This is a genomic window from Microcoleus sp. Pol12B5 (assembly GCF_036701335.1).
GTDB lineage: Bacteria > Cyanobacteriota > Cyanobacteriia > Cyanobacteriales > Microcoleaceae > Microcoleus.
This window is the reverse complement of the sequence record NZ_JAUBQQ010000082.1, coordinates 1-24,355: the sequence shown is the minus strand read 5'-3', so window position 1 is coordinate 24,355 and position 24,355 is coordinate 1. Positions and strand designations below refer to the sequence as shown.

Genomic DNA, 24,355 nt, shown 5'->3' with positions numbered 1-24,355 from the left:
TAACTGCTTATCAATCCATTCAAAAAGCTCTCTCTATTGATGGCTCCCTTTTTTCCCCTAGTTGAGCAATTACCAAAAATGTTTGTCGTTAGGACTAAACTCCTCATAAAGTTTTTATGATTTTATTCCTACTTATAAAGTAAGTTTCTTTATTTTGGAGAGGTTAGATATTATTAACGGCACTTAAAAACTCGGCCAAAAACTTGGTTTTTAGGTATATCTAAGGTTTTTGTCCAAGATCTAGCGAGCAGAATAAGCCTTGAGCAAATACACGCTAACCGTCGAAAAAATCAAAACAACTAACCCTACAAGTAACTCAATACTAAACCTTTGAGCATTACCCAAAGCGACAAGAATTTGCTGCCGCACCACAAACGCCAACAGCCAGCAAATCTCCGCCTTCAGCCAAACCAAAAGGCTTCGCCCCAACAGATATTGCCGGCGAGCGTTCTCAGAAGTAATCGGTACGGGATAATTAAAAGTATGCGGATAGCGCGATACCGCAGTTAAAACCGCAAAAATAATCGCAGCCACAGCCGGCATGAGCCAAATCGTCACCTTGTCGCCCCAAGCATCAGCCAGCCCCCCCAAGCCGAAATGAATCGGAATTCGATCGGGCAAAACGGCCCAAAACTTGATGATGAGCAAAACAGCCAGCAAAATCGCGATCGCACCTAAAAGCTCTACCGCCACTAAAACAGGCGAAAGCCCCAGAGAAATAATCGGCCGTTGGTTTGGTGGGTTTCCAGTCATGGCTACTGAAAATTAGATTAATATTGAAAATAATAGTATTGGTTCCAATTCCATTCCCCAACAGCTTTCGTTGGGGGTTTCCAAACATCCCGCGAGGTTCTATGACGGCTCAGGTCTTGATTGAAAAGAAAAAGTTAGAAAAACCGCCCCTAACAATACACACATTAGGCGATCGCGTCCTGCGGCAGCCAGCCAAGCGCGTCAAAAGCGTCGATGCAGAAATTCGGCAGCTAGTCCGAGAAATGCTGCAAACCATGTACAGTGCCGACGGTATCGGTTTGGCTGCCCCCCAAGTCGGAGTCCACAAACAAGTAATCGTCCTCGACTGTGACCCGGAAAATCCCGCTACACCCCCAATCGTTTTGATCAATCCCACCATCAAAAGTAGCAGTGGCGATATCTGCATCTTGCAAGAAGGGTGTTTGAGCATTCCGGGAGTTTATTTAGAAGTCAAACGCCCAGAAGTCATTGAAGTCTCCTACCGCGACGAATACGGCCGCCCACAAACCCTGATAGCAACAGAGTTACTGTCAAGGGCAATTCAGCACGAAATGGATCACCTCAACGGAGTGCTGTTTGTAGACAGAGTAGAAAACAAGCTGGCACTAAATGAAGCATTAGTCAAGCATAAATTTTCCCCAAAGGCAGTAAAATCAGTATGATGGCAGGAACTCCGAAAAGTGGTTTACTCTTAGCTCTTTCGTGCATCACTGCGATCGCGGCAGTCGGCTCCATCTTTGAGCTGTCATCGGGAGAAGCTCAACTTGGCAATTTAGTCACCGGCATCATTCTAGCCCTGAGCGTACCGCTAACTGGCATATTTTTCTATGCAGCCGTTCAGGATGCCAGGGCCAATCTATAAGAGTTATTAGTCATTAGTCATTAGTCAGCAGTTATTAGTAATTAGTATTTAGTAATTAGTAATTAGTCAGCAGCTAACAACCAATAACTGTGGAATAAAGACTGCTCAAAAATAACATCAGGTAACAGCTTGCGAGTTCATGACCAATGACTAATGACTAATGACTAATGACTCATAACTCATGACTAATGAAATCGGATTTCTGCGACAAGTGCCAGCCAAAGACGCTGTGGGAACCCCAGTATCCAAGTACCAACTTTCTGAAGATGGGGAATTGGTCATCGGACGCGATCGCAATTGTCAAATAACTTTAGAGTCGATCGTCCACGGCATGGTTTCCCGCCGCCACGCCGCAGTCCGTCCCCTAACTCAGGGTACTTTGACGAGATGGGAAATTTGCGACCTCAACAGCGCTAATGGAACTTATATCAACGGAAAAAAGCTCTCTGGCTGCCAAACTTTAGAAACAGGCGATCGCATCAGTCTCGGCCTTGACGGCCCTGAATTTATATTTGAATCTCCCATAACCCCTTACCAAAATCAACCAGGATTAAGAGCACCACAAACGGGCAATTTTGCTGGTAGCGAAAAAGATGCTCTCACTTTAACTCAATTATTCCCGATCGCCTCCACTGGCAAACAATTAAGCCAAAAAGCTTACTTATATCCAGGTATCGCCACAGTTATTGTTGTCGTGTCGATGTTTGTCGCCGTGGGAAATTCCGCAGCATTCAACTTGCTGCTGTCAGCTTACCTCGCCGGTGCGGCTTACTACTTTATCTATCAACTGTGCGGCAAACACAAGCCTTGGTGGGTATTGCTTGGTTCGGCTTTAGCTACAGTCCTGATTCTGAGCAGCCCCTTATTAATTGGATTTATATTCGTATTTAGAGAAATTTTGCCCGGTCGCCTGCCAATCGAAGGCGAAACAATCAGTTTTTTGCCTTTTTTGAGCAGAATGTTTTTCGGGGCGGGTCTAATGGAAGAATTGCTGAAAGCCCTGCCCGTTTTGGGAGCGATGTTGCTGGGAAATTGGCTGAAAAATCCCTGGCGCGATCGCATCGGCGTTTGGGAACCTTTAGACGGAATTCTGTTAGGAAGTGCCTCAGCAGTCGGCTTTACACTGTTAGAAACTCTGGGACAGTACGTTCCCAATGTCATCCAAAATGTCACCCTGCAAGCAGGGCCGGACGCTGGACAATTAGTAGGATTGCAGTTGCTAATTCCCCGCATTTTGGGTTCCGCCGCCGGACACATGGCTTACAGCGGCTATTTGGGATATTTTATCGGTTTGAGCGCCCTCAAACCCAGGAAGCGCTGGCAAATTTTGGGCGTAGGTTATTTCAGTGCTTCCGCACTTCACGCTTTGTGGAATGCGTCGGGAGCCGTCAGCGTACTTTTGCTTGCCTTGGTGGGAGTTTTGTCCTATACCTTTTTGGTAGCTGCGATTTTGAAAGCCAGAGCTCTGTCTCCGAATCGAGAGCAAAATTTTGCAACTCGAATATTCTTTGAAAGGTGACTTCTGACTGGTTAATTGTTGAGGTGCGATCGCACCTCAAGCTGCCATTTTTTTCTTTTGTTTTAACCAGCTTAAACCTGCCAATGCTAAAGCTGTCCCCCCAGCAGTGAGAGGTTCGGGAACAGGTTCGGGTTCGGTATTCACTAAAGTGTAAGAAACCTCGGCATTGGGGGAGATATATCTAGAGTATATAACATAGCTGTCGGTGACGATCGATCCATCGTCTATATATGATTGATAGTTCACCTGTCTGTGTACTACCTCCCTACTCCACGAGCCAGAGGTAACTCCGATAGACCAATATGCGCTGCCCTCAACCCTCAAGAAAAAAGGCCCTCCTGGTTCGTCTGGAGGACTGATATAGTCTCTTATCGCACCGTCGCCGCCGCTGGCTTGCACTCCGAGAAACTGCCCTTCACGAAATACAGCTCGAACCCCTGCCAAATTATCATATTCTTTTGTGCTTCCCAACTCGGGAAAAGTAAAACCGTACATTCTTCCCTCGGAAACTGTCCCCTCGGAAATTCCTTCAATGTCTATTCCTGTAAGCAAGGAGTTATCCACCTTTAAAAAACCGCTACCTTGACCGTCAAAATTGATATTGTAGGTGAGTACGGCGGCTTGTGCTTTGTCTACTCCTACCAATGACACGGCAGAAAACAAACTTAAAATTGTGCTAGCGATCCCACTTCCTAATCTGTGCCTTTGTTTGTGACTCATTGTTTTTTATTAAGCTTTACGTAAGTGTAATTTATTTGAGTCAGCGATCGCCCGTAATTATCCCCATTCTTAAAGTAAATTTTTTTGAAGTCAAAGATTGCCGAATGTAAATAACCGAACTAATACGGATGCGTCACCTATTGTATTTGTATAATTTATGACTTTCACTATGACTTTTGAACACAAACTAGAAAAATGTTTTATCGTAATCGCCAAATATTCCGACGGGTTTGTGTTGTGGCGATGCAGCAGGCGATCGTCCCGCTCCCATTGCACATTTAATAATCTTTGTCAATACAAAATTTCCAGACCTTTTGTCCCAGTATTCTCTCCTTGTGTATGATTCGCTTCTGCTTAATTGCCTGATGCGATAATCGCAACTGAACTTAGAAATTCTTCACAAATAGTTTGACTGTGGTACTATCTGGATGGCTGTGAGTAGCTGAGGGAAGCCAAGGGGCTTGATTCCTGTGGTGGTGGAGGAGAATCCAGGAGTGCTAGATAGGATGTCATTGGGATACGCAAACGTTTTCGCCCAGCGAAGTCAACCCGAACCCCTCCGCATTGGGGTGATTGGGGTTGGCAATATGGGCCAGCATCACACGCGAGTTCTGAGCTTGCTAAAAGATATCGAACTCGTGGGTGTTGCAGACATAAATGTAGAGCGGGGAATAGATGTAGCAAGCAAATACCGGGTTCGCTTCTTTGAAGACTACCGAGATTTGCTCGCCCACGTAGATGCAGTTTGCGTCGCCGTTCCAACTCGCCTGCATCACCCTGTGGGGATGTCTTGTCTCCAAGCGGGTGTTCACGTTTTAATTGAAAAGCCGATCGCGGCTAGCATTGCCGAAGCCGAATCTTTGGTCAACGCGGCTGCTGAGGCCCACCGGATTTTACAAGTGGGTCACATCGAGCGCTTCAATCCAGCTTTTCAGGAACTCGGCAAAGTGCTGAAAACTGAAGAGTTACTGGCATTGGAAGCTCACCGGATGAGTCCCTATTCCCAGCGGGCTAACGACGTATCGGTAGTTTTGGATTTAATGATCCACGACATCGACTTGCTTTTGGAATTGGCAGATTCCCAAGTGGTGAAGCTGACAGCCAGTGGCAGCAGAGCCTCAGATTCAGGTTATTTAGACTACGTGACAGCGACGTTGAACTTTGCTAACGGCATTGTCGCCACCCTGACTGCCAGTAAGGTGACGCACCGCAAACTCCGTTCAATCGTCGCTCACTGCAAGAATTCTCTGACAGAGGCAGATTTTCTCAACAACGAAATCTTGATTCACCGACAAACAACCGCCAATTACGTGACGGATTACGGTCAGGTGCTTTACCGTCAAGATGGGTTGATCGAGAAAGTTTACACCAGCAATATTGAACCGCTCCACGCAGAATTGGAGCATTTTATTAATTGCGTGCGGGGTGGAAATCAGCCTTCTGTGGGAGGAGAACAAGCTCTCAAAGCTCTGCGGCTTGCGAGTTCGATCGAGCAAATGGCTCTCGACGGTCAAGCTTGGTATCCGAAAGAGCTAGAGTCTACTTTGCAAGTTAGCTAAATCGAGACAAATCGTGTCGTTTCCGGGTGCTTTTACTTTGGGTTTGTTGTTCGTTGAAGATGGTAACTGTTCCCATGCAACCGGATTCGATGTCAGTCGATTTGAGATTGGACAATTCGGCGTGAGAAGTTCGGCGAGTGCGAGCGTCGGGTTGCCCTCAGTCGAACGATTTTAGATCTTAGATTGACAATCAAGCATCCAGGATACAAGCCCCCGGATTTATTCGTCCATAAATAAAAAACCTGTATCCGATAAAGGAGCCCCCGAATTGATCCGTGGGGTCAAGGCTAAAATCTAAAATCTAAAATCTAAAATCTAAAATCGATTGACTCTGCAGATGAATCTGGGGGCTTGAACTAAGGTTTAAACTTTTTTGCTCTCGACAACAGGAGTCGTGAACAAGTATCCGTCTTTAGGTGAAGTCACGATTTATGCTAACAAAGAGCGACTATTTGACGACTGATGGTTTTGCTAACTAGCTGATTTCCTTGAGGACTCAGGTGAATGCTGTCTCGATACAAAGTTGGAAATTCGGCCGCACCATTGAAAATGGGAAGAAAATCTATGTAAGTAATTTTCTCTGTTTCTACGAGTTCGGCGAGACGCGCTCTAGCTTTGACTTCCCAGTCACGCCGAAGCGGGCCGCCGAGTTCGCCCCGCTTCGGCGTGACTGCTAGCAAAAACTGGACGTTGGCGGATACAGCTATTTTCTGGATTTGGCGAATAGCTTCTAAGTTGCAGGCTACTACATCGCTGCTTGTGGCTCCGGGTGCTGCCAATTGGCGAGTCGGCACTGCAGGGAGCAGGTAACGGCTTAATAACTCTAGCGTAGCCGATCGGGGTTTGCGATCCGGGTAAGATCGATCGCGCCCCACAACCAGAGAACAGGGAGCCGACGCAAACAAATCGTCCGTATTGAGCAGCAAAACCAAAGCCTTTGCCCCAAAAACACCGAAACGCTTGGCGTAAGCAAGTTGATTCCTCGGCCCCCAAGAATTGGCTGAGGCGTTGAGAACTTCAAAATTTGAATAGTTGACTTGTGAAGCTAATTGTGTATTGTTCGCCACATTCTGTACTTGCAGTCTCAAATTCCGAGTCATAATTTCCGAGATCGTATCTGTCTGATGCGTCCACCAACCACCGTTGGCGACAGAATCTCCCAACAGCAAGACGCGCAGAGTTTCTGCAGGGGGTATCGGGGCGATCGCTCCAGTACGCATCGAATACTCGTTAATCTCAATCCGGTTGCCCAAGCGATGCACCTTCTGATTGGGCGCCAACAAATAGCCGCACTCGGCATCGGCAATATAAATCAAAGGATTACCAAAACCTAGCAGCACCCGCAGGAGCACTTCGATTGCTGCCCCCAATCCTGCGGTGACAGCCAAAATTATGAGAACAACTTCCACCACTTAACCTCGATAGAGAAGGAAAAACCCCTGCCGACACCAAGGTATAAAAAAGAATGCAACTGCAGTCAAGCTTTCATCCCTGATTGTAGTCACTCGATTTGAGATTAAAGATTAAAGCATTGACTCGACAGATGAATCTGCGAGATCTCGCTAAAACCTGAACTTTTTTGTTTTCCAGGACTCCTGCTTACAAGCAAGTATCTGTCTTGGAGTGACGTGTGTAGGTCGCCTTTGTAAAATCTAAAATCTAAAATCTAAACTGTTATGGCTGCGGGGTTGGAGCAACTTGGCGACCCGATTAAGTCAACCGAATCGCCCCCGTGGATATAGAATTCTAGAATATACCGTCAAAATCCGCCGTCAGCCGTCAGTAAGGAACCCCACGCTTAAAAGCGGGGGCTTTCAAGACAGTCCGGCTCTGTGAGCGAGATTGAACCGAAAGCCCAAACCTTACCAGAGACAGGATCAGACCTACGTTTTTTGAGTCACGATACCGGAAAATGCGACGCTAGTTTTCCGCTCTATCGCTGAGAGTTAAACAGGCTTAAAGGGGTCAAACCAGTGCTTTCAGCCTAACAAGCTCACTAAACATTCTCGAAGCGAACATTACCCCGAAAGGGAGATTGAGGCAACCATACCTCACCGGAGAGGCAACCCGACCTCTCCAACCCCGAAAGGGGATTCAAGGCGACGGTCGTCGCAGCCGCCTTCCTCCCCATGCGTAAAGTCAGGGGCTTCCCGCTCGTTTTTTGGTGAACTTGGTGGTTTCAGGAAAATCCGTGGACTTAAAACAAATATTCAAAACGCCGAATCCCATAATCGGTGTCGTACATTTACAGCCTTTGCCAACTTCTCCCCGCTGGGGCGGAAACCTCAAAGCTATTATCGGAAGAGCCGAGCAAGAGGCTACAGCGCTGGCTTCTGGTGGCGCAAACGGTATCATAGTTGAGAACTTTTTCGACGCTCCTTTTGCCAAAGACAGCGTAGATCCGGCTGTGGTAAGTGCCATGACTCTGGTAGTTGAGAGGCTAACAAATCTCGTGACGCTGCCGATCGGCGTTAACGTGCTGCGAAACGACGCCCACAGCGCGATCGCCATCGCCTCCTGCACAGGAGCTCAATTCATCCGCGTCAACGTCCTCAACGGCATCATGGCTACAGACCAAGGCTTAATTGAAGGCCAAGCTCACCAGCTACTGCGCTACCGCCGGGAATTGGGCAGCGATGTCAAAATATTAGCAGACGTGTTAGTCAAGCACGGGCGACCCCTAGGCAGCCCCAACTTGACCACAGCCGTCCAAGAGACGATCGGGCGCGCTTTAGCCGACGCCGTAATCCTTTCCGGCTGGACAACTGGTAGCCCTCCCAATCTCGAAGACTTAGAACTCGCGAGTGCAGCAGCGGCGGGAATTCCAGTTTTCATCGGCAGTGGCGCCTCGTGGGAAAACATTTCCACCCTCATGCAGGCCGCTGACGGCGTAATCGTATCGAGTTCCCTGAAGCGAAACGGCCGCATCGAGCAGCCTATAGATCCGATCCGCGTCAGTCAGTTTGTAGAAGCCGCCCGCCGCAGCTTGTCACAGAAAGAGCCCGAACAGGAAAATAGAGATACTAATGGCTCAAGAGGGCCAACACCGGAACCGGGCAAAGTCACAAGTAAAACGTAAAATAGGAGTTGTTGACAGTTGACAGTTGACAGTTGACACTTGGCAGTAGTCAGTAGTCAGTAGTCAGTAGTCAGTAGTTAACCATTAACAGTCATTAGTCAACAGTCAACAGTCAACAATTCCCAATTATCAATTACCAAATCAAAAAATGATTCGCCGACGTTCAACCCCTTGGATTCATCGCTGGTCTCGGACTGTGATGGCAGCGATCGCAGCCATAGGCGTCGTAGAAACGGCCTATCTCACGATCGCTAAATTCACCAATGGCTCGGTCATTTGTCCCACCAGCGGCTGCGACAAAGTTCTCAACAGTCCCTACGCTACAGTCTTTGGCACAGTGCCTTTAAGTTTGTTAGGCTGTTTGGCTTACCTGAGCATAGCAATCCTGGCATTGGCCCCCAAAGCCGTCAATCCCGACACCAAGAAAGGCCTGCACTCTCAAGTAGAAAACAAAACTTGGCAAGCGCTCTTTATCATCACCGCTGCGATGGTAATTTTCAGCAGCTATTTGATGTATTTGATGGCTTTTGAAATTCAGGAACTGTGCATTTACTGCATCACTTCCGCCTTATTTGCGCTGTCGCTGTTTGTGCTGGTGCTAGTCGGGCGCGAGTGGGAAGATATCGGACAGTTGGTGTTTACAGGCATTTTGGTGGCAATGGTGAGTTCGATCGGCGCTTTGGGACTTTATAACAGCGTCAACTCACCTGCTCCTACTGTCTCTACCCCCGGAATTGTACCCCCTGCCGTCACTACAATCTCCGGCCCGGCACAAATGGCTTTGGCCCGCCACCTCCGGCAAATCGGCGCTAAAGAGTACGGCGCTTACTGGTGTCCCCACTGCCACGACCAAAAAATGCTCTTCGGCAAAGAAGCAGCCAAAATAATTGATTATTTTGAATGCGATCCCAGGGGGCAAAATTCCCGCGCTGAAATTTGCAAAGCTGCTGCTGCGAATGTTAAAGGTTTCCCGACTTGGGAGATTAATGGTCAGTTTTATGCGGGGACACAATCTTTGGAGAAACTCGCTGATTTATCGGGTTACACGGGTCCCCGTAACTTTCAAAACTAACAGGAAAGTTGGAGATTATTATAGATGACAGATTTTAGATTGAGCGGCAGGAAATATCCTGGTTTTTAACTTAGTTTATTCTTGGCTCGTGCTGCTAAATCAATCTAAAATTTTGCATCTATAATTAATAAAAAATAGTAAAAATTAGTGATAACGAAAAAAAATAAAACAAGGTGTGGGTTTCTAGTGTTTAGCTCGGTGAATAATTACTAAAAATTTTACATAAAAATGCAATAAACCGGGTTTCTGCTACCAGAATGATTGTTGAAATGACATATTTGGGTTGCAAAACCCGGTTTCTGCTGTTGCAGCCAGATCGCACCAAAAAACCAAAAAATTGGATAATTTAAAATCTAAAATCGACTCGCCCGCACCGAAAAACCAAAAAATCTAAAATCTAAAACCTAAAATATAAAATCGACTTAGCCGATCGCCCCGGAGAGGTAAAACCTATACGTAGTAGTAGTTTAGATGCTCACAGGGCGAGGTCTACATCCCCAAAATATGCTAGAAACTATCAAAAAATGGGTCGATCGAGAACGCCGAGTATTGATTACTGCGAGTGCCGTTGCTAGTAGCGTCATTGTAATGCGCTGGTTCGGATGTTTTCAGGTGTGGGAATGGGCTGCTTTCGACCACTTTGTGCGCTGGCGGCCGGCCGAACCCATTGACTCGCGCATCGTCATTGTAGAAATTAAGGAAGCTGACTTGCAAAAATACGGCTACCCAATTTCGGATGCTGTTTTGACCCAATTGCTGCAAAAATTGCACGCTGGCAAGCCGCGGGCGATTGGCCTCGACGTTTACCGAGATTTGCCAACTCAACCGGGTAACGCCGAATTGCTCAAAACTTTTAAAACTATTCCCAACTTAATCGGCATTGAGTTGATGCCCGACGAAACCAGGCTCGGAGTTCGCCCGCCTCCGGTACTTGACAAGCTCGATCAAATTGGTTTCAACAACGTTGTTATCGATGCTGACTCAAAAGTCCGGCGAACTTTGCTCTATGCTTGGCCCGGAGACGGCAAAACTCATCAAAGTTTCGCACTCAGACTGGCTTTGCTTTACCTCAAAAGCGAAGGAATTTCCCCTCAATCAGCAAAAGCCAATCCTAAATACTTGCAGTTAGGCAAGGGGGTTTTTCGGCCTTTTCAACCGAATGATGGTGCTTATGTTCGAGCAGACAGCCGCGGCTATCAAATTTTGACCAACCTGCGCGGCCCGCGAGGCAGTTTTCGCACTGCATCGATGAGCGATGTGCTCTCTGGCACAGTACCTGCTGATTTTGTACGATCGCGCGTTGTCTTGATCGGCTCAAGTGCCCCCAGCCTCAGAGACTTTTACCAAAATTCTTACAGTTCAGGTTGGTTTGCTCCTCCCCAGCAAATACCGGGAGTCGAGCTTCAGGCTCATTTGTTGAGCCAAATTTTGAGTGCAGCCCTCGATGGGCGCGGGGGTATCAATGTCTGGCCAGAGGCTGCGGAGTTGCTGTGGATTTTACTCTGGTCTTGGGCGGGAGCAAGTGTGAGTTGGAATTTGCGATCGCTTGGTCGATCGGCTTACTGTTTATTAAGTATCTGTCTAAGTCTAAGTGCTAGTTTATACTTAGTCTTCTTAAGAGGTTGGTGGCTACCGTTAATTCCTCCCATCCTCAGTCTTGTGGGTTCTGGTGCTGCTGTTGTGGGTTATCTGGCTCACTTGCAAGAAGAATTAAAACGGTCTAAAGAATTTTTACAATCGCTAATCGATACAATTCCCGACCCCATTTTTGTCAAAGATCGAACTCACCGCTGCGTAGTTTTGAATCAGGCATATTGTCGGTTTATTGGCTATCCTTTAGAAATTTTAAGTTGCCGAACCGATTACGAATTATTTCCCCACGCCGAAGCCGAGATATTTTGGCAGCAAGACGAATTAGTATTTAAAACTCACCAGCCGCGAGAAAATGAAGAATATTTTACTGACGCTCACGGAATTACGCATCTAATTGCGACTAAAAGATCCCTGCATAAAGATGCTGCCGGCAACCTATTTTTAGTCGGAGCAATCAGAGATATTACCGAGCGCCAACTTCGGCAAAATGCCCTAGAACAAAAAAATGCTGAGCTCAGCCACCAAGCTTATCACGATGCTCTTACCGGTTTGCCCAACCGTCAAATGTTCTACGAATGTTTGCATCAGTCTCTAGAAATAGCCTCCCGCAATCAGGAATTGGTAGCTTTACTGTTCTTAGATTTAGATGGATTTAAATCAATCAACGACACTCTCGGACACAATGTGGGCGATTTACTCTTAAAAACAGTTGCCAGTCGGCTCAAAAAATGCTTGCGGGGCAGCGATACCATCTCGCGGTTGGGCGGCGACGAGTTCACAATCATTTTGCCGGCAATTCCAGGTCGCGAGGAAGCTGCCAAAGTAGCGGAAAAAATTTGCGACGCCATCATGCAGCCTTTTATTTTAGAAGAACATAAAGTTTCTGTAACTACAAGTATTGGCATTAGCTTATATCCCATTGACGGTCAAGAGCCAGATATTTTAGTTAAGAATGCCGATGTTGCGATGTATCGTGCCAAGGAACGAGGGAAAAACCAATATCACTTTTATTAATTAAGATTAGTTAAAAACATAATGCAACTATAGGTAAAGTCCCCACCCCCTTCTTGATAAGCCTGTGCAGCTAACTTAAAAAAATAGCTAGATCCTTAAACTGTAAGCCCTCTAAGGTTTTTGAAACCGTTGAAAAAAATGTCCAAAGTAGTGAAATCTCAAATCTAAGATTATGTCATTTAAAATACTATAATAGACCTCTTGTAAAATAATTTTGTGCTATCATAGAAAATTTAGACCTTTTTTAAATCTAGCAGGCCCGGCAAGTTTAAGGAGATGCCAATCAACCCAATAATTCAAAATTTGACCTAAACTTGAGCAAACTTTTAAGTATAACACATATTTTTTTTGCAAGAGGCCTAATCTGTCATCTGGCATTAGATATACTTAGAAAATATAAAACTTATGAGAACAACTTGCCGTCTTCTCTAAATGTTACAAAATCTTAAAATAAATCACCACCTGAAACAAAATTCAAACCGCTAAAAAGCCTTAATGTAAAAAAAATCATGTAAACTTACGAAAATTAATTAAAGTAAATGTAAAGATATCAGTGGAAATACGGAAAGTGATAGATATAATAGGTGGTACAGACGTGGATCTATTGTGGTGATTTGAATAAGGCTGTGAATACTATGCGTACTTTGATTCAGCTCACAACAACGGCAACCCTGGCGGCATGCCTGCAAGTGAATGTAGTCGGCACCGCAAATGCCGCTCGACTTGCTAGCAACTCAACTAGCAACTTAACAAAAGCCCGTAGCACCGGCGAGAGGCCGACGCGATCGACCCCCAGAGTTTGGAAAGTTACACCAACATCTAGGTTTGGAAATCCCCAAGCATACGAACCAACCCCGAACGGGAACCCAGAAAGTGATGGTACGGGGACGCGCTGACCCTAAATTTTCAATCTTCTATTCGCGGAGATTTGTACCAATTGGATTGGTGAATTAAAGTATGGCTGCACCAATCCGGGTCGGTGAGGGGATAGTCCACTCGGTAATGACCGCCACGGCTTTCAGTGCGAAACGCAGCACTTTTGACAATTAAATAGCCGATATCCAATAAATTCCCAACTTCTCCCCAATTTCGCAAAATCGAGCTATTCTCCGCCTCAGCAGGCGAAAAATTAATAATTTGTCCGGGTCGTAAATTATCAAGCGTTTGACTCAAAGGCAACGAAGCAAATTCTTGCCGCCAAATCTCAAGTTGGACGATCGCCCTTTCCAAATCCCGCTGTCCCCGGCAAATGCCCGCACTCTGCCACACCAAATTCCGCAATTCAACCCGCAACCTTTCGATCGCCTCAATGTCCTGTTCAGAAATCGATTTTTCCCAGATTTCCCCCGCCTGGAACTGATCTGCGAATGCCTCGGGCCTTCCACTTTCTAGCTGCAAAAGTCCCATCTGCGCCCCAAAAACCAGACATTCCAGCAGCGAATTGCTCGCCAACCGATTAGCGCCGTGTACCCCCGTGCTCGCAGTTTCTCCCACCGCGTACAAACCCGGAATCGAAGTTTGGTTAAACTTGTCAGCGACAATCCCTCCCATCCAGTAATGGGCCGCGGGCGTCACCGGCACCGGTTCGGAAAAAATATCAATTCCCCAATCAGCGCACACTTGAATAATATTGGGAAACCTGTAGCGAAGTCGATCGACCGCAATCGGGCGCAAATCCAGCCACACATGAGGTTCCCCCGTCTTCTGCAAGTGGCGGAAAATAGCGCGACTGACAACATCCCTAGGGGCTAGTTCCCCGCTGGGGTGAGAGTCAAAAGCAAAGCGATATCCCTTACTGTCAACCAGATGAGCTCCTTCTCCCCGCACCGCTTCGCTAATGAGAAACCGAGGCGCGCCCGCAGTGCTCAGCGCCGTCGGGTGAAACTGCACAAATTCTAAGTCTCGCAGCAAGGCCCCGGCGCGCCACGCAATTGCCACCCCGTCCCCGGTACTTACCGACGGATTGGTCGTTTGAGCAAAAACTTGTCCGCCGCCACCTGTCGCCAGCACCACGGCTTTGGCCTGCAGCCACTTGACTTGTGAACCGCAAATCGAGCTAATCCCCTGACACCGCCCGGTTTTGTCTAGCCACAGACTCAAAGCAAAGGCAGGAGATACGAGTTGAATGTTTTTGCGGCTTAATACTTTTGCTGTCAGCGTACTGATAACGGCTTTGCCCGTAGTGTCGGCGGCGTGGAGAACTCGGCGGCGGGAGTGCGCTGCTTCTAGGGTAAGGGCTAAATCGGGGCCGGTGCGATCGAATGCAACGCCCATTTTCACCAGGGAGTCGATGCAAGTACCAGCTTCCTCGACTAAAAATTTCACCGCCTCCAAATCGCAAAGACCGGCTCCCGCAGCCAGTGTATCCTGAACGTGCAGCGCTGCGGAATCTTCAGGGGCGATCGCCGCCGCAATCCCTCCTTGAGCCCAATCGCTTGCAGAAACAGGCAGGGTATTTTTATTGATCAAGCCCACGTGCAAATGCTCTGGCAGGCAAAGTGCTGTATACAAACCCGCCGCGCCAGCACCTATTACCAATACGTCAAATTTGTCAGTCATAAGTCTGCCGCCAGTCTATTTTAGATTTTAGATTTTAGATTTTAGATTTTAGTCTACAGATGAATCTGGGGACTTGAACTAATGTCAGTCAAGGGATTTTAGATTTTAGATTTTAGATTTTAGATTTTAGATGAATCAGGGGAACCCGCTGATTTCAATCTAGCCAATTTTGGTCGGTTTTTGCCGAATGGTGGTTGAAAGTAAGTCTTGATAAATTAAAGGCAGAAGTCATCAGCCTAAGAGAAAAAAAATCTTTTCTTTCTGCCGAATGCCTTCTGCCCAATGACTTATGCCTTCAAATGAGGCCCTCTGCTACCTAGTCGTAGAGACCGTTATTCAACCTGGTATCTCCTTCAATAAAGACTGATTCGACATCAGTTATGGTGAATTTGTCCAAGTTAGCTTGCAGCACTTTTTTCTGAGCTTCCGTCAAACCTGAAATGTTGAGTACGTCCTCAACTTTTTCGTAAGGAGCGTTCTTAATAATTAGTCCAGCTAAAGTGGGATACAACCCTCGATATTGGCGAAAGTCCCGGACGGCGCTGTTGTTCAAATCAAGTTTTTTGCCGTATTCTGTGGCAAGCTTCTCATCGGCGCGATTGGTTCTAGCCGGAGCTTCAACAGCTAGGAGCGAGGATGATGGCAAGACGATACGGCTTAATGACGCCGCGATCGCGCTTTGGTCTCCAGCCCATGCAAAGCAGCCCAGCACTAAGCCCAATACTGCCAATAGACGACCCAATCGTTTCATGAAGTTTTGTCTCCCAATTTCATACACAGCATTTATGTAGAGACTACCATTTTGCTTATGCAGTTTTTCAGATAAATCCGCAATAGGTAGAGGGCTGTTACAAACTTTACATTTGGGTATTGACAAGGCGGACAATATATGACATTAGCCGACTTTTAAGCATCGCAGGCAAGTTTATCAAAGGCACTCCCAATTAAAAACTCGGACTGCCATTTTAAAGGGTTAATTTTTGCCCCGCCCCCAATTTTCTCGCTATCAAGAACTTTTTCCTTTCGTTTTGAGAAAAGCATTCAAGTCAGCATAAGTACCGCCGTAAGTCACGGTGGGAGTGTCGTAACCCTTTAAAGCAACGGTGTGCTGCTCGAAAGCGTCCTGGGCCCCCAATTGCGTCAGGTATTTGTAGGTAGTTTCTCCCACAGCGATATCCTTGCCAAGTTGCTTGGTGCAAGATTCCAGGCGAAATGCTGCGTTTACAGTATCTCCCAAGGCGGTATAGTCCGATCGGTCGCTGCTGCCAGAATTTCCCACCATTGCATAACCGGTATTGATGCCAGCCCCGACTCGCAAAGGAAAAGGCAGGGGGTAACGGCTGCTGAGTTCGTCTGTTGCCTTGTGCAGTTCGCTCAAAGCTTGGCAAATCCGCATCATTTCCTCGCTGCTGACACCGCTGGTTTTGTGGAACCAGACTGCCATGATGGCATCGCCGATGTATTTGTCCACCCAACTGCCGTGTTCGCGAATGATCTGTCCTGCTTTGCGGAACCAGTTGCCGATAACTTCCGAGAGGAGGGTTTCGTCTAGCTGCCTAGTCAAAACTGTAAAGTCTCGGATGTCCATTACCATGACGCTAATGAGGCTACGCACCGTCAAAGTCGCCGTAAAATCTTCAGAGTCTGTCTCGTGTATTGGATCGTGTCGGTGACCGGCGGTTGGGTTGTAAAAGTCCAATTCGGTTTGACCGAAAATAATCCGATCGCCATTTCTGAGAGTGACAGGAATACTGACGCGCCGCCCGTTGACAAAGGAACCATTGCGGCTGCCCAAGTCGATCAGGTAGAACTCTCCTGTCTCCATTTGCTGTAACATCGCGTGATTACGGGAAATCCAGCGATCTGTCAGTACAAAATTATTGTCATCGCTCCGCCCTACTGTCCAGCAATTGCTGCCGGAGAGCGGCAAGTAGCGATTGCCGCTTTTCTCTGTACGAAGTACCAAATGTGGATTGGCTTGCAAAGTCACCACAGCCCTAAAAACGACATCAAGTCAACCGATTTGAGATTTTAAACTTTAAATTTTAACTTTACCGCGCGGCTTATAACTGAGATTGCTGCTAAAAAACCTCAAATCTGCTGTTCTCAAATCTAAAATTGTTTAGTCGATCGTCGATGCACCAAAGCATACAGGATTGCCGAACCACAATTCGATCGCCAGCGAAGGTAGTTATGGTTCGATCATAGGCGAAATTGTCATATTTTTCACCCCAAAGATGTCTCTGGGGACTTAAATTTGTTGCTTTTTGCGGAAACATAACTCTCTAGCCATATTCTACCTAAGGTCACGGCTCCCACTGCGAGCCAAGTTTTATTTATTCTCAGGGGGCCTAAAAAAACTGAAAAATGGCTCTCCGGCTCCGACCGAGAATTGTTAAACACAAGGTATCTTTAAGATTTGTGGCTTAACTTCGGGTTTTTGAAGATATCAACAAAGCCTTTTCCTCGCTGCGGCGGTCAATAAGTTGGAAACACGAGAATTTTATGCTGTCGAAAAGAATTTTGCCTTGTTTGGATGTGAAAGCCGGTCGCGTGGTCAAAGGTGTCAATTTTGTCAACCTTCAGGATGCTGGCGATCCGGTAGAAATGGCTCAGGTTTACAATGATGCCGGTGCTGACGAGTTGGTGTTTCTGGACATTACGGCGACTCACGAAGACCGGAATATTATGATCGATGTGGTGTACCGAACGGCCGATCGCGTATTTATCCCTTTGACGGTGGGCGGCGGTATCCAATCCTTAGACACAATTAAAAGTTTGTTGAGGGCGGGCGCTGATAAGGTGAGTATTAATTCGGCGGCGGTGCGCGATCCGAGTTTAATTGACAAAGCCAGCGATCGATTTGGTAATCAGTGCATTGTAGTGGCGATCGACGCCCGCAAACGGCAAGACGCAGATAATTTGGGTTGGGACGTGTACGTGCGCGGAGGGCGAGAAAATACCGGCCTAGATGCGATCGCCTGGGCCAAAGAAGCCGAACAGCGAGGCGCCGGCGAAATTCTGGTGACAAGCATGGACTCTGATGGCACTCAAGCCGGTTACGACTTGGAATTAACTCGCAGCATTGCCGAAATTGTTGAAATTCCCGTCATTGCTTCCGGTGGCGCCGGCAACTGCCACCACATCTACGAAGCCGTGACACAGGGCAAAGCAGAAGCTGCACTGCTGGCTTCCCTGCTGCATTACGGGCAACTCAGTGTAGAAGAAATTAAAACTTATCTAGCAAAATCTCAAGTTCCCGTGCGACAGCAGCAGCCATTAGTTATTAGTCATTAGTCAGTGGATAGTCGGGCGCATCTCATATCTTGCAACATTTTTAACAAACCTCTCTGCGGGTTCACTCAAGCGCCCTCTGACGTTGCAAAGAGACTAAATAAACCCGCCCCCACCCCACCCAACGATAAAACCAGTTACTGACATTGATACCGCTATGTGAGGCGCATCCGAAGGCACTTATAGAGAATTTTTTTGATTCTACACAAGTGCCTTCTACATAACTCTCTTGGGGCGATCGACGCCAGTCATCTAGAAATATTCCCTGAGAAGGATTTCAATTACCAGCTTTTTCAGCTAAATATTATATATTAGCTTAATTTGAAAGAAAGCAACGGTTGCTTTTCTAAAACTTGAGTTAAGGATTGTGCAGAATATGAGTGAGCTTCAGCCTGTTAACAATCTTAGCGATCAAAACTTCTAAAAACGGAGAAATTTTGTATGTCTTTTATCAGCTTTAACTTCCCTGCCAAGCGTTTAGTCCGCACTTTAATAGCTGTTTGTTTTTGTGCCTTGATGTTTGTTTCTAATGCTTTCCCGGCTTTTGCAGTTACTAGCAGCCCCACCAAAGGTGAAGACCAACTTTTAGGAATTGAAAAAGAATCTCAAGAAGCTGTACTGAAAAAACCAATGTCCTTGGAAGAAACTCAAGAAAAAGCCAGCAAAGGGCCCAACGAAGTTCAGGGAGATGCTGACATTGAAAAAATGAAAAATCCTTCCAATACACAAGCTACATCCTTTGAGCAACAAGTCAAAAAAGCTGTCAACAAAATTAAAGACTAACTCAGCGCGCAGTAGTCAGCGGACAGTTGTCAGTATAAAAGATTAGGGACACGGCGCGATGCCGTGTCCCTAGATTTTTTTTGTAGAGACACTGCACCGCGCCACATTCTTGAAAAAGCAGTATTCAATCTAAACTTAGCTTGAGTTTTCAGAATCGCTCTTAGATGGAATAAAAAAGTGGAAAGGACTTGGCATCTTTCGGCTTTACGAACACTCTTTGCTGGGGTTGCAAGTTCAAGCTATCGAATCTTTCTCTAGTCAAATTAGCGTTTACTACTTGACCGTCATCTAAGGTCAATTCTACCTGAATTTCCCATCCCAAATGAATCAAGCGACTGATTCTTGCAGGCACCGTTGCACTATTTTCTGTAGTTTCAATTACTACATCGTGAGGGCGCAAGAAAATCTCTGGGTTGGCTGAGTCAAAGCCGTTGTCTTGAAACATTCTTGAACTGCTGGGCAATACATTGACTGGCCCGATAAAACTCATTACGAAAGCACTAGCTGGATGGTCGTAAATTTCTGCAGGTGTGCCGACTTGTTCGATTTTACCTTTATTCATTACTGTAATTCGATCGGCAACTTCCATCGCTTCTTCTTGATCGTGCGTCACAAAGACTGTGGTAACGTGAACTTCGTCGTGCAGTCGCCGCAACCAAGCGCGCAAGTCTTTGCGAACTTTGGCATCGAGAGCTCCAAAAGGTTCGTCTAGCAGTAACACTTTCGGTTCCACAGCCAGGGCTCTGGCGAGGGCCACCCGCTGCCGCTGGCCTCCTGAAAGTTGCGACGGGTATCTATCGCCCAATCCTGCCAATTGCACTAAATTCAACAATTCTTCTACCCGCGATTTGACTTTCGCGGGCGGTGTTTTCTGAATTTGCAGCCCGAAAGCGATGTTTTTTCGCACTGTCATGTGCTTGAATAGCGCGTAGTGCTGGAATACGAACCCAATTTTGCGGTCTTGGACGCTAGTATTGGTCGCATCTTGGCCTGTTAGCCAGATTTTGCCGGAGTCGGGCATTTCTAAACCGGCAATCAGCCGCAGCAGTGTAGACTTGCCGGAACCAGACGGGCCAAGCAATGCGACTAGGGAACCCGATTCAATTTCTAAGCTGACTCGATCAAGTGCTTGGAAACTGCCAAACTGTTTTGATACGTTTTCTACGACTATGCCCATAGGAAGAAAGAAGGAAGAAGGGAGAGGGAAGAAGGAAGAAGGAAGAGGGAAAAGGGAAGAGGGAAGACGCAGGATACAGGAGGCAAGAGGCAAGAGGGAAAAATGTTAATCTCCGGTTTGTGGATGGGTTAAAGTAAGTTTTTTATAGCACGATCGCACATCAGTTTGTTAATTTTAGGGTTTTGGCGAGCCGTCAGTCGATTTGAGATTTTTGATTTGAGATTTGAGATTTACTTGCAGCTTTGAATCTGGAAGATGGAACTTTGGTCAAAAATTTTGGGCTCTCCAGGAAAGGAGTCGGGGCTTTGTATCGGTTTTTGGGCGGTGTCCAACAGCCTAAAATTAACAAAAATGCACCTCCAAAACAAAACAACACAATTCTTTGCCACCAAAGTTGGCGTTTGGTACTACAATGCAGCAAAAGTTCAAGCGTTTTTGACTTCAACGGCTGAGGGGATAAAGGAAAATGGGAGATGTTGGACGTGTGCCTGTAGGAATTATCGGCGCTTCAGGGTACGGCGGCGTGCAACTTGTACGACTGCTGGCAGATCACCCAGCGGCTGAAGTAGTGTATTTGGGCGGGGATAGCAGTGCGGGAAAACCTTTTTCCAGCCTTTATCCGCATCTGACTAACTGCATTGATTTGACAGTGGAGGCGATCGACCTAGACAAAATAGCGGCAAAATGCGAAGTTGTGTTTCTGTCGCTGCCGAACGGTTTAGCTTGCAAAATGGCACCGACGCTGATAGAGAAAGGCTGCAAAGTCTTGGATTTGTCGGCTGATTACAGATTTGAAAATCTGGAAACTTACAAAGCTTGGTACGGCGGGGAGCGATCGGACTCTGAACTGGCTGCAACGGCTGTTTACGGTTTGCCAGAATTGTACCGCGATCGCATTAAAAACGCTCAGTTAGTAGGCTGTGCCGGCTGCTACGTCACTGCTAGTTTATTAGCCCTGGCACCTTTACTCAAACAAGGCCTCATTGTGCCAGAAACAGCTATCATCGACGCCAAATCCGGTGCTTCGGGAGGGGGCCGCAAAGCCGAAGTTAATCTCTTGTTGGCTGAAGCAGAGGGTTCTCTGGGCGCTTACGGTGTTGGCCGCCACCGCCACACGCCAGAAATCGAGCAAATTTGCAGCGATTTAGCGGGACATGATATTAAAGTTCAGTTTACTCCTCACCTAATTCCGATGGTGCGGGGGATTTTGGCTACTGTGTACGCAACTTTGCGCGATCCGGGTTTGGTGCGGGAAGATTTAATCACAATTTTCAGTGCTTTTTACCGCAATTGTCCTTGGGTAAAAGTGTTACCGGCTGGAGTTTACCCCCAAACAAAATGGGCTTGTGGCACGAATCTTTGTTATATCGGTGTGGAAGTCGATCCGCGTACTGACAGGGTGATTGTGCTATCGGCGATCGACAATTTAATTAAGGGACAAGCCGGTCAAGGCATCCAGTGCATGAACTTGATGATGGGTTGGGAAGAAACTTTGGGTTTGCCACAATTGGCTTTCTATCCTTAATTGGTAATTGGGCATTGGTAATTGGGCATTGGGCATTGGGCATTGGGCATTGGTGATGAAAATTAAAAACTAACCGATTATCGATTACCAATTACCCATTCCCAATTACCGATTACCGATTACCAATTACCCATTCCCAATTCCCAATTATCCAGTGTTACTTGGGCCCGTAACCGATCGACCCAGCATAAATTGCCCGATCGCCCAATTGGTCTTCAATCCGCAATAAACGGTTATATTTGGCCACTCGTTCGCTGCGACACAAAGAACCAGTCTTGATTTGGCCGGCGCGAGTCGCTACCGCTAAATCGGCAATTGTGGTATCTTCAGTTTCACCCGAACGGTGGCTGATGACGGCTCGATAGCTGTTCCGTTTGCCGAGGTCGATCGTATCCAAAGTCTCCGTCAAAGAACCAATTTGATTCAGCTTAATCAAAATCGAATTGCTAGCTTTCAAATCAATTCCTTTTTGCAGCCGCGTGCGATTAGTAACAAACAAATCGTCACCAACCAATTGAACTTTGCTGCCCATTTTCTCAGTCAGCGCTACCCAACTGTGCCAATCGTCTTCGTGCAAACCATCTTCAATAGAAACAATCGGATATTTTCCGGCCAAACCATCCAAATAATCGATTAATTCTGCCGGCGAATGAGCCACACCGTCGAAAGTGTACTGCCCATTTTTGTAAAATTCGCTAGCAGCAACATCCAAAGCTAAAGCAACTTGTTCACCCGGTTTGTAGCCAGCTTTTTCAATAGCTGCAATCAACAAATCCAAAGCTGCTTGATTGGATTTAAGATTAGGCGCAAAACCGCCTTCATCACCCACACCAGTCAGCAAACCCTCAGCTTTTAAGACTTTACTCAAGGATTCAAATACCTCTGCACCCCAGCGTAAAGCTTCTTTAAAAGATGGCGCGCCCACAGGGACAATCATAAATTCTTGAATGTCCACATTATTGTTAGCGTGAGAGCCCCCGTTGATCACGTTCATCAGTGGTACGGGCAAAACGTTCGCCAATGGCCCGCCCAAGTAGCGGTAAAGGGGGAGTCCTAAAGTCTCGGCGGCAGCCTTTGCTGTGGCTAAGGAGACTCCGAGAATGGCATTTGCGCCGAGGTTGGATTTGTTGGGGGAACCGTCCAAGTCAATCATGGTTTTGTCTACCAGTGCTTGGTCGATCGCATCTATATTAGCCAAAGCGGGGGCAATTTTGTGTTCGACGTTAGCAACGGCTTTTAGGACTCCTTTGCCGCCGTAACGGGTTTTATCATCATCGCGGAGTTCGTGGGCTTCAAAAGAGCCTGTAGACGCACCGCTGGGGACTTGGGCGATCCCCACAACGCCGTTGGCTAGGTAAACTTCAGCTTCAATGGTGGGGCGGCCACGGGAGTCGAGGATTTCTCTGGCTTGAATAGATTCGATCGCAGTGTCTAGCATATTAATTATTCCTGACTTAACTCAAGGTTTCATGACAATTAGCAGTCTCTGGGTTTTCCCACGCTGACTGCTGACGGGTAATAGATTACGCGATCCCCAGAATTATTGGTACACAGTTCAAAATATTTGCGGATTTGGACGAGCAACCTGGTGTCAATAAACTACGCTTATTGAATAAATATCTACGGCAATTTTGACAATAATTTGATTGTTTTAACCCCAGATTCCCGCAGATTTCTTAATTGAAATCTTTGTTAAAATCAGAATGTCAACAAAGTCAATCAAAAAAGGAGAAACTTAGGATGTTAGAAACAAATTTCGGAGAAATTAGAGCATTAGCTGAAAATTCAGACCCAATTATTGCTGATCCCCCAAACATAAAATTACTGACAGGGTCATTGCCAAATCCCGGCAGCGACCCCAACTTTTTTGACTTAACTCCCAATGACGACGCATTTCAATTAGCAAATGGAATTCTGCGGAATACTCCAGGAGGTTTGCGTGCCTTAGCTGGTAACGATTTTGTCAGAGGTTCCGGTGGTGCGGAACTGATGAACGGTAACAGTGGCACAGATACTTTAATTGGAGGTTGCGGCAGCGATACTATTCGTGGTGGCCAAGATTTTGACATTCTTTATGGAGAATGTGGCAGCGATTTTGTCAGCGGAGATCAAGGTAATGACTACGTTTATGGAGGCACGGCCAATGACTTTATTCGCGGCGGAAAAGGGAATGATGCTGTAGTAGGAGAGAGCGGAAATGATACTCTAATCGGTGATGCTGAAATTGATAGACTGTGGGGAAGTGAAGGCGCAGATTTATTTATCGCCCGCACAGGAGTGGGAGCAACTTCGGGAGAGATTGGTTCGCTTCAACCGTCTCCTAGCGGCAATTTTGATGTAGATGAAGTGCCTGCCGATTTTATTCTCGATTACAATCGGGCTGAAGGTGATGTAATTGGATTAGCGTCTGGATTGACGCGAAATGATATTGTTTTGAGCGAAAGGTTTTTAACAATTGGTGATGCCAGAGATTATGACAGCAGCGGGCCTTTTCCTCCGGGAATTCCTCGAACGGCTGATTTTAGAATTTTAAATACTAAGGCGACTGTGATTCGGGAAGCTAGTACCGGCAATATCTTGGGTTTGGTGAAGGATGTTTCGCCGGATCAACTTCAGTTTATATCTGTATCGGATGAGGTGCTCTAGGATAATTACCAATTGGTGGGCAAGGGTAATCTGCATAGCACGGATGGGCGGCACGAAACGCCCATCCGACAACAACAAGGCTCTCAATCCTCGTTCCCAGGATCTGCCTGGGAAGGCATATCAGCCAGGGTAAGAGCGTCTCAATCATGCTTGACAAAAGGAATCCGAAGAATCTAAGATCGGGTCAAGAAAACAAGAAC

At 46.7% G+C, this 24,355-nt stretch carries 20 protein-coding genes; 12 read left to right on the top strand and 8 right to left on the bottom strand.

The genetic code is table 11. The features are described from left to right. Nucleotides 1-240: 240 nt before the first annotated feature. The gene (locus QUA24_RS24015; RefSeq protein ID WP_333232636.1) at nucleotides 241-753 is read right to left on the bottom strand and encodes a DUF1648 domain-containing protein; all 513 of its coding nucleotides are present in this window, start codon (nucleotides 751-753) and stop codon (nucleotides 241-243) included. 101 nt (nucleotides 754-854) lie between these two features. Between QUA24_RS24015 and def the strand changes: the two genes are divergently transcribed. The 3 genes from def (at nucleotide 855) to QUA24_RS24000 (ending at nucleotide 3,134) form a co-directional block, all read left to right on the top strand. Continuing rightward, on the top strand, nucleotides 855-1,415 hold the full coding sequence (def, locus tag QUA24_RS24010; protein WP_190659061.1) for a peptide deformylase: 561 nt from the start codon (nucleotides 855-857) through the stop codon (nucleotides 1,413-1,415). Next, nucleotides 1,415-1,615, top strand: a complete 201-nt coding sequence (locus QUA24_RS24005) for a hypothetical protein (RefSeq protein ID WP_199292547.1) — start codon at nucleotides 1,415-1,417, stop codon at nucleotides 1,613-1,615. Before def ends, QUA24_RS24005 begins: the two co-directional genes overlap by 1 nt. Nucleotides 1,616-1,796: 181 nt before the next feature. Next, nucleotides 1,797-3,134: a PrsW family glutamic-type intramembrane protease gene (locus tag QUA24_RS24000; protein ID WP_333216268.1), complete on the top strand. Its 1,338-nt coding sequence runs from the start codon at nucleotides 1,797-1,799 to the stop codon at nucleotides 3,132-3,134. 36 nt (nucleotides 3,135-3,170) lie between these two features. Here the strand turns inward: QUA24_RS24000 and QUA24_RS23995 are convergent, their stop codons facing one another. After that, nucleotides 3,171-3,854, bottom strand: a complete 684-nt coding sequence (locus tag QUA24_RS23995; RefSeq protein WP_333216266.1) for a PEP-CTERM sorting domain-containing protein — start codon at nucleotides 3,852-3,854, stop codon at nucleotides 3,171-3,173. A 506-nt stretch (nucleotides 3,855-4,360) separates the two neighbouring features. Between QUA24_RS23995 and QUA24_RS23990 the strand changes: the two genes are divergently transcribed. After that, nucleotides 4,361-5,413 (top strand): Gfo/Idh/MocA family protein, encoded by a 1,053-nt coding sequence (locus QUA24_RS23990; RefSeq protein WP_015178266.1) that lies wholly within the window; start codon nucleotides 4,361-4,363, stop codon nucleotides 5,411-5,413. Nucleotides 5,414-5,847: 434 nt separating this feature from the next. On the opposite strand, the gene QUA24_RS23985 is transcribed toward QUA24_RS23990, so the two are convergent. Continuing rightward, on the bottom strand, nucleotides 5,848-6,822 hold the full coding sequence (locus QUA24_RS23985; protein WP_333232641.1) for an SGNH/GDSL hydrolase family protein: 975 nt from the start codon (nucleotides 6,820-6,822) through the stop codon (nucleotides 5,848-5,850). Between the two features lie 782 nt (nucleotides 6,823-7,604). On the opposite strand from QUA24_RS23985, the gene btpA reads away from it, so the two are divergent. The 4 genes from btpA to QUA24_RS23965 all read left to right on the top strand — a co-directional run bounded on the left by btpA (nucleotide 7,605) and on the right by QUA24_RS23965 (nucleotide 13,067). After that, complete coding sequence (gene btpA, locus QUA24_RS23980) at nucleotides 7,605-8,492, top strand: photosystem I biogenesis protein BtpA (RefSeq protein WP_333232634.1); 888 nt, start codon at nucleotides 7,605-7,607, stop codon at nucleotides 8,490-8,492. A 148-nt stretch (nucleotides 8,493-8,640) separates the two neighbouring features. After that, nucleotides 8,641-9,564 carry a vitamin K epoxide reductase family protein gene (locus QUA24_RS23975; protein WP_333232633.1) on the top strand — a complete coding sequence of 308 codons (924 nt, stop codon included), beginning with the start codon at nucleotides 8,641-8,643 and terminating at the stop codon, nucleotides 9,562-9,564. Nucleotides 9,565-10,035: 471 nt separating this feature from the next. Further along, a complete protein-coding gene (locus tag QUA24_RS23970) occupies nucleotides 10,036-12,171 on the top strand; it encodes a CHASE2 domain-containing protein (protein WP_333232631.1) in 2,136 nt (711 codons plus the stop codon). Nucleotides 12,172-12,797: 626 nt separating this feature from the next. After that, a complete protein-coding gene (locus tag QUA24_RS23965; protein WP_333232629.1) occupies nucleotides 12,798-13,067 on the top strand; it encodes a hypothetical protein in 270 nt (89 codons plus the stop codon). A 10-nt stretch (nucleotides 13,068-13,077) separates the two neighbouring features. Here the strand turns inward: QUA24_RS23965 and nadB are convergent, their stop codons facing one another. The 3 genes from nadB to QUA24_RS23950 form a co-directional block, all read right to left on the bottom strand. Continuing rightward, on the bottom strand, nucleotides 13,078-14,730 hold the full coding sequence (nadB, locus tag QUA24_RS23960) for an L-aspartate oxidase (RefSeq protein ID WP_333232627.1): 1,653 nt from the start codon (nucleotides 14,728-14,730) through the stop codon (nucleotides 13,078-13,080). Between the two features lie 316 nt (nucleotides 14,731-15,046). After that, entirely contained in the window at nucleotides 15,047-15,481 is a 435-nt protein-coding gene (psbU, locus tag QUA24_RS23955) for a photosystem II complex extrinsic protein PsbU (protein WP_333164451.1), read from the bottom strand. Nucleotides 15,482-15,736: 255 nt separating this feature from the next. Further along, complete coding sequence (locus QUA24_RS23950) at nucleotides 15,737-16,723, bottom strand: adenylate/guanylate cyclase domain-containing protein (RefSeq protein ID WP_333232625.1); 987 nt, start codon at nucleotides 16,721-16,723, stop codon at nucleotides 15,737-15,739. A 512-nt stretch (nucleotides 16,724-17,235) separates the two neighbouring features. Between QUA24_RS23950 and hisF the strand changes: the two genes are divergently transcribed. Both hisF and QUA24_RS23940 read left to right on the top strand, forming a co-directional pair. After that, complete coding sequence (gene hisF / locus QUA24_RS23945) at nucleotides 17,236-18,027, top strand: imidazole glycerol phosphate synthase subunit HisF (protein ID WP_333232623.1); 792 nt, start codon at nucleotides 17,236-17,238, stop codon at nucleotides 18,025-18,027. A gap of 438 nt (nucleotides 18,028-18,465) precedes the next feature. Continuing rightward, nucleotides 18,466-18,807 (top strand): low temperature-induced protein, encoded by a 342-nt coding sequence (locus QUA24_RS23940; protein ID WP_333041098.1) that lies wholly within the window; start codon nucleotides 18,466-18,468, stop codon nucleotides 18,805-18,807. Nucleotides 18,808-18,967: 160 nt separating this feature from the next. Here QUA24_RS23940 and QUA24_RS23935 read toward each other — a convergent pair whose 3' ends face one another. Further along, nucleotides 18,968-19,984 (bottom strand): sulfate/molybdate ABC transporter ATP-binding protein, encoded by a 1,017-nt coding sequence (locus QUA24_RS23935; protein ID WP_333057474.1) that lies wholly within the window; start codon nucleotides 19,982-19,984, stop codon nucleotides 18,968-18,970. A 466-nt stretch (nucleotides 19,985-20,450) separates the two neighbouring features. Between QUA24_RS23935 and argC the strand changes: the two genes are divergently transcribed. Further along, entirely contained in the window at nucleotides 20,451-21,509 is a 1,059-nt protein-coding gene (gene argC, locus QUA24_RS23930; protein WP_333049472.1) for an N-acetyl-gamma-glutamyl-phosphate reductase, read from the top strand. A 157-nt stretch (nucleotides 21,510-21,666) separates the two neighbouring features. On the opposite strand, the gene eno is transcribed toward argC, so the two are convergent. Next, complete coding sequence (gene eno / locus QUA24_RS23925; RefSeq protein WP_445242643.1) at nucleotides 21,667-22,947, bottom strand: phosphopyruvate hydratase; 1,281 nt, start codon at nucleotides 22,945-22,947, stop codon at nucleotides 21,667-21,669. A gap of 302 nt (nucleotides 22,948-23,249) precedes the next feature. Here eno and QUA24_RS23920 point away from each other — a divergent pair, with 302 nt between their 5' ends. Then, on the top strand, nucleotides 23,250-24,155 hold the full coding sequence (locus tag QUA24_RS23920) for a calcium-binding protein (RefSeq protein ID WP_333232621.1): 906 nt from the start codon (nucleotides 23,250-23,252) through the stop codon (nucleotides 24,153-24,155). Nucleotides 24,156-24,355 lie beyond the last annotated feature (200 nt).